The organism is Photobacterium sp. GB-56, from assembly GCF_003026105.1.
Lineage (GTDB): Bacteria > Pseudomonadota > Gammaproteobacteria > Enterobacterales > Vibrionaceae > Photobacterium.
The window spans coordinates 219,479-234,553 of the sequence record NZ_PYNW01000003.1; the positions used below are offsets into that span (position 1 = coordinate 219,479).

The 15,075-nt window shown below is 37.4% G+C and carries 11 protein-coding genes; 2 read left to right on the plus strand and 9 right to left on the minus strand.

Going from position 1 to position 15,075, the window contains the following annotated elements; all coding sequences use genetic code 11:
* Positions 1-120: 120 nt before the first annotated feature.
* A complete protein-coding gene (locus C9J42_RS05545) occupies positions 121-411 on the minus strand; it encodes a hypothetical protein (protein ID WP_107206662.1) in 291 nt (96 codons plus the stop codon).
* Positions 412-916: 505 nt separating this feature from the next.
* Between C9J42_RS05545 and C9J42_RS05550 the strand changes: the two genes are divergently transcribed.
* Positions 917-1,843, plus strand: a complete 927-nt coding sequence (locus C9J42_RS05550) for a cation diffusion facilitator family transporter (RefSeq protein ID WP_107206661.1) — start codon at positions 917-919, stop codon at positions 1,841-1,843.
* A 214-nt stretch (positions 1,844-2,057) separates the two neighbouring features.
* On the opposite strand, the gene C9J42_RS05555 is transcribed toward C9J42_RS05550, so the two are convergent.
* Both C9J42_RS05555 and C9J42_RS05560 read right to left on the minus strand, forming a co-directional pair.
* On the minus strand, positions 2,058-3,077 hold the full coding sequence (locus C9J42_RS05555) for a lipoate--protein ligase (RefSeq protein WP_107206660.1): 1,020 nt from the start codon (positions 3,075-3,077) through the stop codon (positions 2,058-2,060).
* Between the two features lie 729 nt (positions 3,078-3,806).
* Positions 3,807-4,502, minus strand: coding sequence for a MaoC family dehydratase (locus C9J42_RS05560; RefSeq protein ID WP_107206659.1), 696 nt, complete (start codon positions 4,500-4,502; stop codon positions 3,807-3,809).
* A 349-nt stretch (positions 4,503-4,851) separates the two neighbouring features.
* Here C9J42_RS05560 and C9J42_RS05565 point away from each other — a divergent pair, with 349 nt between their 5' ends.
* Positions 4,852-6,567, plus strand: coding sequence for a choice-of-anchor I family protein (locus tag C9J42_RS05565; protein ID WP_107301753.1), 1,716 nt, complete (start codon positions 4,852-4,854; stop codon positions 6,565-6,567).
* Positions 6,568-6,655: 88 nt separating this feature from the next.
* Here the strand turns inward: C9J42_RS05565 and C9J42_RS05570 are convergent, their stop codons facing one another.
* The 6 genes from C9J42_RS05570 to C9J42_RS05595 are packed head-to-tail and all read right to left on the minus strand — an operon-like array spanning position 6,656 to position 14,703.
* Positions 6,656-8,779, minus strand: coding sequence for a type I secretion system permease/ATPase (locus C9J42_RS05570; protein WP_107206657.1), 2,124 nt, complete (start codon positions 8,777-8,779; stop codon positions 6,656-6,658).
* Position 8,780: 1 nt separating this feature from the next.
* Positions 8,781-10,709 carry an EAL domain-containing protein gene (locus C9J42_RS05575; RefSeq protein WP_107206656.1) on the minus strand — a complete coding sequence of 643 codons (1,929 nt, stop codon included), beginning with the start codon at positions 10,707-10,709 and terminating at the stop codon, positions 8,781-8,783.
* A 13-nt stretch (positions 10,710-10,722) separates the two neighbouring features.
* The gene (locus tag C9J42_RS05580; protein ID WP_107287545.1) at positions 10,723-11,376 is read right to left on the minus strand and encodes a transglutaminase-like cysteine peptidase; all 654 of its coding nucleotides are present in this window, start codon (positions 11,374-11,376) and stop codon (positions 10,723-10,725) included.
* A 15-nt stretch (positions 11,377-11,391) separates the two neighbouring features.
* On the minus strand, positions 11,392-11,982 hold the full coding sequence (locus tag C9J42_RS05585) for an OmpA family protein (RefSeq protein ID WP_107287546.1): 591 nt from the start codon (positions 11,980-11,982) through the stop codon (positions 11,392-11,394).
* Between the two features lie 11 nt (positions 11,983-11,993).
* A complete protein-coding gene (locus C9J42_RS05590; RefSeq protein WP_369917486.1) occupies positions 11,994-13,298 on the minus strand; it encodes a TolC family outer membrane protein in 1,305 nt (434 codons plus the stop codon).
* 10 nt (positions 13,299-13,308) lie between these two features.
* Positions 13,309-14,703: an HlyD family type I secretion periplasmic adaptor subunit gene (locus tag C9J42_RS05595; RefSeq protein WP_107206652.1), complete on the minus strand. Its 1,395-nt coding sequence runs from the start codon at positions 14,701-14,703 to the stop codon at positions 13,309-13,311.
* Positions 14,704-15,075: the final 372 nt, after the last annotated feature.

Here is a 15,075-nt window from a genome sequence, read left to right on the forward strand (position 1 = left end):
ATAAGATGCAAAATGTTCAGGTAAAAAAAAACAGATCAAATGATCTGTTTTTTAGAGTGAATAATAAGAAAGCCTAGCCGTAGTATTTCTTAATCGTTCGTGTTTAATTTGTTTCTGTGTTTATGCTGCTTTTGCATCGATAATAGAGATAACATCTCCGTTATCGAAGTTGATAGTGGTTGCAACGTTGATTTCAGGTAACAGTAAATAGGCGCAATTGGTGCCATCGTCTGTGATAATTTCAACAATAACATTAAGTTGATTTTCTAAAAAATCACTTAAGCTTATATTTTTGCAATCAATATCAGAAATATGCAGTTTTTTATAGTGTCCTCTTGAATCGTGTACCCAAGTAGTGAAATTTTGCAATTCACTTTCCATTTGATATATAAAATCTGCCAGATTTCTCATAAAACGTCCTTTATGTTGATCAATATAAAATATTGACTCACATGTTCATTATGTACAAAAAACTAAATTATGAAATATAGTCCTGAAATTTTTTATAGATAGTGTGATCTGAAATGATATTTAAGGTAATTATTACTTTTATCAACATTTTTTATCATATGATTTATAAAATATAACAAAGAATAGTTTCATTAATATTTCAAAAAGGCATGGTAAATAGGTTGTTTTTTGTCAAAATATATGTTTATGGAATGTTTGTGGGCGAATTATTCGGTGTGTTACATGTATAATTTTGTTAATTAGGCATAGTGAAAACAATACTTTAAGAGAATCAATTGATAACTAATATTTAATTTATTTTTACGCTGATTAATTGTCATTATCTAAATCAAAGTAAGTGAACAATTGAGTGTTTAACTTAGTATGATTAAAGAAAATTTGTCTCATTCATGAACAAAATTCGCTATTATGTGTTGGTTTATAATAGTTACTTAATTGGTTAATTATGCCTAAAACAGCAGTAAAAGTTATACAAAAAGTTACATGGATAGGATCGATCGCCAATATTAGCCTCGCATTTATCAAAATTACTATTGGTAAAATGACGGGAAGTCAGGCACTTATTGCTGATGGTGTACATAGTTTTTCTGATCTAGTCACAGATACTGCAATACTTATTGGATCGCGTTATTGGACGGCGCCTGCCGATAAAGAACACCCTTATGGTCATGGGCGTTTTGAAACGTTAACCAATATATTTATTGGTATATTACTCGCTCTTGTTGGTATTGGTATTGGCTGGGAATCACTGACGTCTATTAGTGAACAATCACATAGTCATCCTGGTATGCTGGCGTTTGCAGCTGCAGTTACCTCAATTGTCGTCAAAGAAGTGCTGTATCGCTGGACTGCAGTGAAAGCAAAAGAAATTAATAGTCGGGCATTATATGCCAATGCATGGCACCACCGCTCTGATGCTCTTAGCTCTCTTCCTGTCGCTATTGCTGTTATTGCTAATTATTTTGTACCTGAACTGCATTATTTAGATCAAATTGCCGCGCTAATTGTTACGGCTATGATTTTAAAAGCAGCGGCTGAAATTTTATGGCCTGCGGTACTTGAAATTACAGAAGCGAAAGCTGACGCTGAAATTGAAAATAAAATTCAAGCATACGCGGCAGAGGAAAGGGATATCAAAGAAGTACATGCCATTCGTAGTCGTCGTACTGGCAGTACAATTTTGTTAGATTTTCATTTACTTGTCGATCCTGAAATGAGTGTAGATAAAGCGCATACGATTGCAGAAAATTTTAAAATGCATTTACTCGAAGTGTTAGATGAAGTGGTTGATATCATTATTCACATTGAACCTTTTAACTGCCAAGAACGAATATTAAATCCTTGTTGTGATAGCTGTGATGACAATAACTAGTTAATTTTGAAGCGATAAATTTAAAAAATTAAAGAGGCGATGTTGTTGCTGCACATTACCTCTTTATTTTTAAATATATCTATTATTAGCAATATCAGCTATACACCTTCTTATAGTAGGGGATATATAATCAAGGCTACTTGGTTAATTGGGAAGATAATTAATAAGCGGCAAATATCTAAATTTAATGAAAGAATAAAGCCGCTATTAATGACTAGATAATAACCTGTTTAAGCCATGTATTAATATCGAACAGCTCGTTTTTATATTGCTCCTGCTCTACTGTTAATTCTGATATGGCGTTACTTATAGTGGCTGCATTATATTCAAGACCAAAGAGTGTTTTTTCAACTAGCTCAATAGGTGTAGGATCTAAGCTATCTGTGAACATTTTTACAGAAATGATATGACCTTTTTTAACATCTAAATGAAGTTCAACGCCTCCCCAAGAAAAGCGCTCATCAAGAGAATGCATAAACTGGGGCGTATTGCCAAAGTTCCAGTTCCAACTTGCTTGTTGTTGGTATTTTTCTTTAAATCCAGGTAAGTCTGGCAGGTTTTCTGGTGAGATATACTCAATATCTACACATTCACCATAGTGGGCAAAAAAAGAGGCTGTAATCGCTTTACATACACTTTTATGGTCTATATTTGGAAGAAGTTCATTTAGGTTGATAACGCGAGATCTGACGGATGTGATCCCTTTAGCCTCTAGTTTCTTTTTATCAGGATTTAGATAGTTAGCTAAACGTGTCAGATCTGCACTTAGAAGAAGAGTGCCATGATGAAACCCACGATCCATTGTCTCTCTATATGCAGAACCTGAAAACTTTCGATCACCGTCTTTTGTTGATACAACGAGATCGTTTCGACCTGTTGCTGCTGCGTTTATTCCAAGTTGTTTTAAGGCTGATAAAACGATCTCTGTTGAGACGTTTTTATCATATTTTGGTTTTCCTGCCATAAAAGTGAAATTAGTATTACCCAAATCATGAAAGACTGCACCGCCACCACTTTGACGACGAGCGAGGGTGATCTCATCCTGCTCCATTTTCCTAGTGTTACATTCTTTCCATGGATTTTGAGCTCGACCAATCACAACTGTATCCGCATTGCGCCATAAAAAGAGAACCTGCTGATTGGCTGGCATATTTCGGAAAATAGCGTCTTCAACAGCAAGGTTAAACCAAGGTTGTGTTGATTGAGAAATAAAAACACGTGTTGTTACGGACATTTAACAGACCTGACAATGACTAGACAATATAGTGAATTTACAGGGTAACGTTATTGAGGTAAAGCAGAGGAAGATTCTGTTTCTATTGTACAAGGAGGTGAAGTTTGGCTTAAATCGCTAAATGTAACAAAAGTAATAGTTAAAAAAAAACCAAATCACATATTATAAACTGGAAGAATATATGATTTGGGAATGATATTTATGTTTCTCTATAGAGAATTTTAATGCGTTTTATTGCTTAAAATTAGGATAACATTGCAGGTTGTCAGAACATATAGCTATTGTTGAAAGGTAAGGTTGATAACATAAATGTTAATTTTCTAACCTGTCCCTATAAAGCGTAGTTAAAGAATACTGACCTGAAAAGCAAATAATTAAAAAAGTTGAAATGAGTGCATGGCTGAAACCATGCCTCTAATCGTGATGAAAATTTATTGCTGGCTGGTTTGTGCAGAGGGCGTTGTACTTTCAACCTGTGTAACAACATCATAAGTGATGAAGTAACCCACAAGTAGAATAAGAGGAAGAAATTTAAACCACTTTTTCATTTTAATATACCGATAGTAGAGATAGCTTCTCACCATACCATGCAAAAATTTACGATAAAGAGCCATTAATGGAAAGTTAGGTTGCTTATGGAGTTCATATTATGACCGTTATTCCGAGGCTAATTTTTATATAAAAAAGCCGAACATTATGTTCGGCTTTGCGACTTATTATTCTTATTTGTTAGAAATAGAGGCGAACAACTGATTCAGCAACACAGCCAGGACGACGACATCCTTCAATTTCAACTGTAATTTCTTGCACAATTTCCAAGCCGCGTTTAATTGGCGTGACGGATTGAATTTTAGTACGAGCACGCACATTTACGCCTGATTTTACAGGATATGGAAAGCGCACTTGGTTTAATCCATAATTCACGGTCATTTTGGCTGTAGGAAATTTTTGATCTTTAGGATCGACACTATCTGTTAATACTGATAATAATGACAGTGTTAAAAATCCATGAGCAATAGTTGTTTTAAAAGGTGATTCTGTTTGTGCGCGCTCTGGATCAGTATGTATCCATTGGTGATCTTCAGTTACATCAGCAAAATGGTTAATACGTGACTGCTCGACTGTTAACCATTCCCCAACATGAATTTCTTCACCTAATGTTGCAGTTAAGGTATTCATTAGCTTTTGAGCTTCAGGGTGCATCTCAATAGGTTCTGGCTTTTCAACTTCTATAGCATTGTCATTGGCGACAGAAACCAAGCTATGATCTTTAACCCATGAAGCAATTTGGCTATTGTTTGCTTTGTTTAAGAACTCAACCCAGTAATCTCGGATTGTTGGTGATAGCCAGTCTTTAAACTCAAACTGGTGATGCGCTAAGTCTTCACGCTTACGTTTGATAAAATCGACTACTTTTTCTTTCATAGAGCATAACCTTCGTTGATATAACCCACTTGTAGGGGGGCACGTATTTTAGCGAGATATTACATCTTCACAAACTTTTTCGTGCTTTGTGTCGCATAAATTAACTCATCCGATGAGTGAATTTTAGTTAAATCAATGAAATAGCGCAATGTATTAATGATAATTCCTTTATTAAGTTACATGCTAGTCAGAAAATTAATAACTAAATTAATGACTTAATAGTATAAGTATTATGTTAGAGAATATTGCACCTTTACTCTTCGTCATAAAAACATCCTTCCATTGTAGTAAAATTTTCATTTTTGTTTGCCAAAGTGTAGTGGTTTTTTATTAATGTTAAGGATCAACTGTGAAAAAACCATTATTTGCTGGGCTATTGATTTCGTCTTTATCTATACCTTTTTCTAACGCTCAGGCTGAAAGTCAATTTGATATACATTTAATTGGACGTGCATTGCTTAATGCTGAATCGCCAGAAGGTGCAGCTGAAATTGTTGCGTACCAGAATAACAAAAAACGAATATTTGCAATTAATGGATCTGGTTCGACATCGACGGTAGAAATTGTTGATATTGCTAATACCCCCTTAAAAAAACTCAAACGAACATCTGAAGGGGTGGTTAATGGTAGTAATTTAAAATCTAGCTATACGATTGATTTAAATAAATATACAGCAGGAAATGCGAATAGTATTGCGATTGCTGAAAAATCAGGATTAGCTGCTGTTGCTATGGCTGCTAATAAAACAGGTGAAAAAGGCGTCATTGCTTTTTATGACATAAGTAAAGACATACCTGCATTTATTAAGAATGTCGAAGTGGGTTATCTACCAGATATGGTGACATTTACACCGGATGAAACCAAAGTTGTCGTCGCCAATGAGGGTGAACCATCAGGGGATTACTTAACCGATCCTGAAGGCTCTATTGGTATTATTAGTATTAATAATGGCAAAGTGGCAGATAAAGCAGAATTACTCGACTTTACTTCTTTTAATGGCAGACAATCAGAACTAGAAAAACAAGGGATGGTTTTTTCTAATCCTAGCGGTCAAACCATTAAGGGCTCGAAAATTATAACAACAGTCGCCCAAGACATAGAGCCTGAATATGTAGCTGTGTCGAAAGACAGTAAAACTGCTTATGTGTCGTTGCAGGAAAATAATGGTATCGCTATTGTTGATTTAGCGACAAATAAACTCACTTTAAAAGGCCTAGGTTTCAAAGATTGGTCTAAATATAAAATGGATGCATCTGATAAAGATGGCGGCATTAATATGAAGACTTATTCCGGACTCTATGGCATGTTCCAGCCTGACACTCTCGCAAGTTATAGTGTAGATGGAAAGAACTTTGTTGTGATTGCAAATGAAGGTGATGGTCGCGAATATTTCTTTGATGCGAAAGATAAGGAATCATGTAAAGCACAAGGCGGAGTAGATTTTGACAAGAAAAAGGGCTGTGTGTCTTTTGTTAATGATATTCGCGCAAAAAAATTAACGCTTGCTGATAATTTTAATTATTTAAAAAATGATGAATCGGATATAGGTCGTCTTAAAGTTAATCCTCAGTTAGGTGATAAAGATGGCGATGGTAAGTATGAAGAGCTATATACCTTTGGCGGACGTTCTTTTTCTATTTTAGATAGTCAAGGCAAGATGATTTTTGATTCGGGTGATGAGATTGGACAACTCACCGCTAAAATTCACGGTAAAGCATTTAATAATGATGAAGATGAAAATGCAGGTGATGCGCGTTCTGACGCTAAAGGTGCTGAACCTGAAGCGTTAACCGTCGGAAAAGTGGGTGACAAGACATATGCTTTTGTTGGTTTAGAGCGCATGGGTGGGGTAGTTGTTTATGATATTACAGAACCACGTAAAGCGCATTATGTCGATTATTTCATTAATCGTGGTGTTGTAGAAGGCGAAGCGATCACGGGTGATTTGGCACCTGAAGGCATGACATTTGTGGAAGCAAAAAATAGCCCAACTCAAAAGCCGTTAGTGATTATTGGTAATGAAATTTCTGGCAGTATTGCGGTATGGGAAATTTCAACTAAGTAATTGTTAATAAATAAAAACGCCGATATCTTTTTTATTATATTAAGATATCGGCGTTGATGTGTGATTTAATTAAACAAGATGACGGTTATTATTGCTCTGATTTTGGCTGGCTTACATTACCTTCACGGAGTGACTTCAACACGGCATCTTTTGGACCATCGGCGACAATGCGTCCTTGCTCCATAACAATAAGTCGATCAACAATATCAAGCATACTGGTTTTATGAGTGATTAAAATCAGTGTTTCTTCTGGGGTCATATTAGTCAGTTGACGTTTTATATACATTTCAGAGCGGTTATCCATACTGCTCGTTGGTTCATCCATAATCATAACGGGTGGGTTAGATAAGAATGCACGCGCAATCGCAATTGCTTGTCGTTGACCACCGGAAATAGCATGACCACCTTCACCAATTTGTTTTTCTAAACCTGCGGCATCGTGTTGGGTAAAGGCTGTCACGCCAGCACGCTCTGCTGCTAATAATATTTCATTATCACTGGCTAACGGGCGCCCCAATGTAATATTGTCACGAATCGAGCCAAAGAATAATGTGATATCTTGTGGAACACAGCCAATATTCCTACGGATATCAATATGATGAAGTTGATTAATATCAGTATCATCAATTAAAACAGAACCTTCTGTTGGTCTATATAGCCCCATTAACAAACGTTCTAAGCTTGTTTTACCAGAACCAATACGACCAATAATTGCCACTTTTTCACCAGGATTAATGGTGAGGTTAATATTTTTTAGCGCGGCATGTGTTGCATTGGGGTAAGCAAAGGATACATTATCAAATTCAATTTTTCCGCGAATAACAGGGCGATGAATGTAACGTTTGCCGTCTTCTTGCTCTAGTGGCATAGCCATCAATTGTTCAATTACCGTCATTGCTGATTTTGCTTGGTTATAACGGGTAGAAAGCAGGGCAAGTTGTACCATTGGACCAACCGCACGTCCACTTAACATGGTTGAGGCTATCAAACCACCCATAGTGAGGTCGCCATTGGCAATTAAATACACGCCTACCACAATCATTGCGACAGAAACGAACTGCTGTAAGAAACCTGCGGTATTTTGTACAGAGTCTGTTAAACGACGTGATTTTAAACTCCAGTTAGACATATGCGCGACAGCTTCTTCCCAACGGTATTGGAATTGGCTTTGTGCGCCAAACATTTTAACTGTTTCTAAACCTGATAGGCTTTCGATGAGGTTGGCATGTTTTTGCGAAGAAAGACGTGAGCCTTCTTCAATACTTTTTCGAAGTGGGCGTTGGATAAAGAAGCTATACGCCACTAATATGAGTACAGCAATCAAAGGTACTAATGCTAAAGGCCCTGCCATTATGTAGATGATCAGTAGGAATAGCAGAGCAAAAGGTAAATCGATTAATGAAGATACGGTTGCCGAGGTAAAGAACTCTCGAATAGATTCAAACTCTTGTAAGTGGCGAGCAAACGCACCAACAGAAGCTGGTTTTGCTTCCATACGTATACCCATGACACGGCTAAATATTTTTGCTGATATTAATATATCTGATTTTTTACCAGCAAGATCGATGAAATAGCTTCTCAGCAATTTTAATATCAAATCGAAGACAAAAATAACCGTAATACCAATGGCTAGCACCCATAATGAATCAAACGCTAAATTAGGTACAATTTTGTCATACACTAAGCGAGTGAAAAGGGGAGCGGCGATGGCAAATATATTGATAAGAATTGAGGCTATCAATACATCACGGTAAATATTACGAGATTCCCATAAGGTACTCCAAAACCAGTGGCCATCACGCGTTTTTAAAATTTCAGGCGAGCGTTCATCGTAGCGGAAGCGCTTTTTGACTAAAAATAACCGGCCCGTGTATTGCGCATTTAATTCATTCAATTTGATCCATTGTTCACTACCTTCATTTTGTGGCAGGACAACTTCGGCTTCACCTTTTTCTTTATCAATACTTAAAACGACACATGCGTCTCCACCTTTAAGTAGAGCGATGACAGGAAATAGAAGAGAAGAGATACTCTTCAATTCCATTTTTGTTTCTTTGGCTTGCAGTCCTGCTTTTTCTGCTGCGCGAGGAAGAAGAAAAGGAGAAAGTAAACCATCAGTTAATGGTAAATCTGCCACGAGAGCATCTGGTGAATTTGCTTGACCATAAAAACGGCTGACATATACGAGTGACTGAAGTAAAGGATCTTTCATTTTAATTCTCGTGATTCAATTGATCAGTAACAAAACCTTGGAACCCGAGGATATCCATCGCAGCTAATTTATCTTTTTGCTCAGCCGTTTCTACGCGTGTTGCAATTGTGGTGACAGAAAGGTTATTGGCCGTACGTGTGATAGATTGAAGTACATCCGTTTTTATCTGATCATCGAGTTGTGAAGTATAAGCAAAATCTAATTTAACGTAATTTGGGCGGAGACGATTTAAATAACCAGCTGAGCTAAAGTTATGCCCGTAATTATCAATACCAAAGCGGAAGCCATTTTGATGAATGATTTCACACAGTAAAGATACATTGTCAATTTGCTTAATAAAGCAAATTTCAGGTAATTCGAATAAAACACGATCTTTAATTTGCTGTGAACTTTGGAGCTTGCTGTTTAACCAACGAATGAAACCCGTATCGTTAATACTGCTTTGTGTAATGTTAATCGCAATAGGAACAGAGGTTGGATTTCTCTCTATATCGCTAAATAATGCATCAACGATGTAGCGGTCAAAATTAGCACCTTCATTGAGTTGTTCTATCGCAGATAAAAATTGACCGGCATTAAAGCGCTGGTTGTCTTTTTGAATGTAAGCGAAAGCTTCTTTATGCAGTATTTTATTGCCAACATTGATCGCTTTTTGGAATGTGAAGTGGATAAGCTTATTGGCGATAGCTTCATCAACCAGTGCTTTCCATTGTTGCTTACCTAATGATGCCGTTTCTTTCTTCTCATGAGATTCAATCAGCGCGAGTGGTTCTTTAGGCTCTTGTCGTGCTTTGTTTAACGCATTATCAGCACTGGCTAATAATGTAGAGATTGTTTCATTGTCTGAACAAATCACAATGCCGACAGCAGCATGTAATGGTGCTATGCCTAATGGATCTGAATTAAGTTCTGAAGTCATGTTAAGCATTTTTCGACCAGTTTCGATAAGTTCTTCTTTGGTCGCGTTAGGAGATATTAAAGCAAACTCTGATTGGTTTAGACGTGCAATGGTTACATCGTCATTCGACAGTTCTTTTAAGCGAGAAGAAACTTTTTGAACTAATTGGTCACCAGCTTCATAGCCGGATTGAGTATAGCTATCTTCAATATCATCTGCTTTCAATAACGCCATACCGCCACTTGGTTTATGAGATAGCCAGGTGTTAATTTTTGATAGGAGATAACTACGGTTAGCCAAACCTGATACAGGGTCTTGATAAGCACGAATACGAAGGTTGTCTGCCTCTTGTGCTTGCTGTTCAAAGTGACTTTGAAGTTGTTGGTTCATTGAGTTAAAAGCGGTAACCACATCAGCTAGATCGCGGGTGAGAGGCATTGGAAGAGAAGATGTGAAATGCTGTGATGCCATCTCTTTTGCACTATTTTGGATCTGTTTTAACGGTTGTAATACTTTATTGAGAACAAGCGATAAAACGATTGCACCTAAAACTGAACATATAACGAAACCTAGCATGAGCTGCACGGTAGCTTTCCACAATTGTTGGTAAGCTGTAGCTGGGCTACTTGTTACTGTAAGGTTTGCAAGTTGCATCCAACCACTTGCAAGTGTTGTTGATTGCGTTATCGGTTCAATATTAATGAGGCTTTGGAACCAGCTAGGTACACCAGCAACCTTCTGAGGATACTGACGAACGATTTTCTTGTCGGAATCTAAGAGCTCCAGTTTAACTTCACTGTAAAAACTTGAGTCAAACGTTGCGCTTATCACTGATTCTGCAGCAACCATGTCTTTATTTTCAAGGTAAGGAGACAGGGCAAAACCAACAGAGCTTATTGCATTAGTTAACTCTGTTGATTGCTGGTGAACAAGATAGTCTTTTGTAGTACTGAATTGGATTGCAAAGACCGCACTGATAAATGCGAAAAATACAACCAGCATCCATAGTAAAAGCTGTCGATAAAGTGTCATTGATGTTCACTCGTTAATAAGTATTTTTAGGGCGGTGTAGTATTATTTTATTGGAACGATCACGGAGGTCGTTCCATAGGCTAAGACGTGACGCTTTTCCTGCGACTTGACTTTGCCCTCTATTTTTCATTAGCCACAACTTGCTACCATTAAAGCTGTAAATCGGTAGTAAATCTTTTCGTTGTGTTGCAGGTGAAATTTCACCTTTTAAGTTATCTAAAATTAGAGGTACAGAGGAGGGAGTAGGGTAGTAAGCGACAACCATGTGGAATTGATTCAGTTCTAAAGCTTTTACGTAAATTAATCGCAGCTTTTTATCTGGAATACCCAGTTCTCTTAATGCTTGGTATTTGGCGATACTAAAATCTTCACAATCACCGGCACCTGCACCTACAAATTCATAAGGTGTGGCCCAGTAATCTTCTTTACCCCATAACTTCTCATCACTGATAAAAACAAATTGATTGAAAAAGTTATTAACAGCTTTCAGTTTTTGCTGTTCACTTAAGTGTTGTGAATTTTGGATGAGTGCTCGCCACGCAGTCGCTCGTTTCCCAGCTCTTTCTCCGTAAAAGTGTTCTATTTTTGCGATCTGTTGCTTGTTCGTGGCAGCGAATACATTCACTGCCACGACTAAACACAGAGCCCAGAAGATTATTTTATTCAACGTGGATTCTATTTATTAATTTTCACGAACAGTATAGATACTCCATTCTTTCACAACGTTACCTTGAGATCCAACAACTTGAGCGACAACGCGACGGCTAAGTGTGTTACTTTCTTCAACATCTGACGCTTTCACAGGATCGCTATCACCAAAACCAATAGTTTTAATGCGAGACGGTGCAACCCCTTCAGTGATCAGTGCTTGTCGAATAGCTGCAGCACGGCGCTTTGATAACGCAACATTGTATGCCGCGTTACCAACTGGACTCGCATACCCTTTTAGTTCAATGTGTGTTTTTGGGTATTTGGCTAAAAATTCACTCATATTGCTAATGTTTTCCATATAGCTTTCAGGGATTTCTGCAGAGTCATTAGCAAATAATACGTGAATATTATTCTCTTCTGAATTTTTAACATATGTAGGACAGCCATCGTTATCTACGACGGCATCTATAGGCGTATCAGCACAGCGGTCACGCTGATTGATCACACCATCACTATCTGCGTCAAACAGATCTTTTGTTTGCTTTGCAATAGGAGGCTGCGGTACAGAGAGTGAACAACCAAGTAAAGAAAAAGACAGTAAAACCGTGATTACGTATTTCATTTTTAATCCTTTTATTTAACAGACTTTGCCCAAGTTTCTGGGATCTCAACGCGCATCTCATCAAGGATTAGACCGGTTGCATTAAGAACACGGTATTTTGCTAAAATACCATCATATTCAGCTGCTAAATAAGCTTTACGTGCTTCAAATAATTCGTTTTCGGTGTTGAGTACATCCAGTAATGTACGCTGACCAATCTTAAACTGTTTTTCATATGCGATAACGGTACGTGCAGAGGCATCAACGTGCTCTTGCAAGAACAGTTTTTGTTTTTTCGCTAAATCTAGTGCGCTCCAAGATAGGCGAGTACCTTCTTCTAACATGTGGTGAGCACGATCACGAATGTCTTTAGATTTGTTAATTTGGTATGCAGCACGACGAGATTTTGCTACATCACTGCCACCGTTATACAGGTTATAGCGCATTTTTAGCATGGCTTTTAGCTCATCAGTTTTACCTTCAGAGCCATTTAAGTCATCTCCCCATTCTTGTGATGCTTCTATACTAAATGATGGGTAGAACGTACCTTTTGCTTGCTTGTACTGATATTCAGCAGCGTCAATGTCATTTGAGGCAACGTGTACCACAGGGTTATTTTTCTTCGCTTTTTCTAATGCATCATCTAATGATTTTGGTAGGTAGTTCACGTCAACTTCAGGCTTTACAAGATCTTTAGGATACTGGCCAACGATACGCACAAACTGGGTGATCTTGTCTTGCAAATTGCTTTGTGCTGCCAGTAGATTTGTATTAGAACTGGCTAAACGGCCTTCGACTTGTGCTAAGTCAGCTGTTGATCCAATACCTGAGTCTGCACGTTTTTTAATGTCTGAATACATTTTTTGATGAACTTTAAGGTTTGATTCAGACAAAGCGAGTACATCTTGAGCATGAAGCACATTTAGATATGCTTCTGTGCTTTTTAATGCTTTGTCTTGTGCATCAGACAGTAATTGATAACGCTCTGCTTCTGTTTCTGACTTATTACGTTGAATATCGTTGTACGTAATCGAGCCATCCCAGATTAGCTGTCGAATGTTGATTTTCGCATTACGAGGTTTATATTCACCAGAAGGGCTTTTCGCTTTGTAATCGTCATAGCCAACACCCGCTTCAAGATCGACACTTGGTAGGTAGTCACCTTTTGAAGCATTGATCAATTGATGCTTACTTTGGAACTCATTGTAGGCACTTTTAATCTCTGGATTACTTGAGAGCGTTTCAGCTACAGCTTGTTCCAATGATTGCGCCATTACAGGCGCAGCCATACATTGAAGACCGATGAGAAGAGTAATTTTTTTTAATTTATATTTCATAGTCACTTCATTATTCTCTTAACGCGGTATGTCGCGCTTTGAGTATTGGTTTAAGAAGGTAGTCAAGTACAGAGCGTTTTCCTGTAATGATATCAACGGTGGCTGTCATACCGGGTATAATCGGTAAAGCTTCGCCATTAGGTCCCTTTAAACTACTCGCATCAGTACGAATTCTGACTTGATAGAAACTATTGCCTTCTTTATCTTGGATTGTATCTGCACTGATTGTTTCCAATGTTCCATGTAAACCACCATAGCTAGTAAAATCATAGGCACTAAACTTAATAATTGCAGGTAGATTTGGTCGTAGAAAGCCAATATCTTGCGGTGCTATTTTAGCTTCTATTAGCAAGGTATCTTCCGTTGGAACAATTTCCACAAGTGGCATGCCTGGTTGAATAACACCACCTACAGTATTGACATATATTTTTTGAATTGTGCCAGTTACTGGTGAAACCACGGTTGTTCGTTTAACACGATCTTCTAAACCAATTTGGGTTTCACTTAAGCTCCCTAATTTGTCACTGGTTTCATTTAGTTGTGCTTGAATATCTGAACGGAACTGTAATGCAATATCAATGTACTTAAAGCCAGCTTCTTGAATCGCTGCTTGCGTGACAGGGATTTGCATTTTTGCAGAGTTTAAATCACGTTTCGTATCGTTGAGTGACCGTTGTAACTTCAGTAATTCTATCCGTGGTACAACACCTTCCTCAGCTAATGGTTTCGTAATATTGTATTCTTTTAGAGCAATATTGTAGCTGTTACGTAAGTTGCTGACTCGAGATTGTGTTTCAGCCAACTCTCTTTCTTTTTGCGATGCTTGCTCAGAAGCAACAGAAAGCTGGTTTTGTAGGTTATTTAATTTGTCTGTAAATTGATTGAGCTGCCGACGAACTAATGCTGAATGTGCTTTTTTAAATGTATCATCAAAAACAGGTGGTTTACGTTCAATCGTGACACTATTTCGCCAATGCGTATTATCGGCTTTGTTGCTCACTGTAACGCTCGCAAGTAACGCATTTAAACGTTGGGAGTCTGCTTGCATAGAAGCTAAGCTTTGTGTTTTTTCTTTAAAATCGGATTTAAATTGCGTGTCATCAATTAATAATAGTGTTTGACCTTTCTTTACTTGTTCACCTTCTTTAACAAGCACTTTTTTGACAATACCACCTTCCAGGTTTTGAACGACTTGAAGTTGAGATGACGGAATAACTTTTCCGCTACCGGTGGTCACTTTATCTAACTTGGCAAAGTAAGCCCAAATGAAAGCCGTGACAAAGAATAAGATCATTACCCACAGAATAACACGCGCGCTTTTAGGGGTATTAAGCAACAATGCTGCTGATTTATCATCCACATACTCTAGGTTGTCTGCTGAAATAGAAGTGTTTTTCTTGTTCATTAGTTGTCCGCGTTAGATGCTCACTAAAGGGAAATGCTGACCGACGTCCATGTATTTTGTTATTTAAAATGGTCGTTCGCATTACAGTTTTTATACTATTTACTGTATGCTATCAACACTAGTATCATTAAGTTTGCAGGGCATTTTTTCGCTCTTATTTGTTCTTAATTGGTATTTATTATTGATATTTCTATGAAGTATGTTACAAAAGCTTGCAAAATCATAGTTGAATAATAAGAATTTTTAGCTAAATATGTCGTCAAATTATTGACGATATGTTTTTTTAAATCAATTAAAAAAATACCGTTTTTAATAGAAAACCTCTATCGATTATAAAAACATCAATTGGTGGTGCGTAACATGTTCTGTATG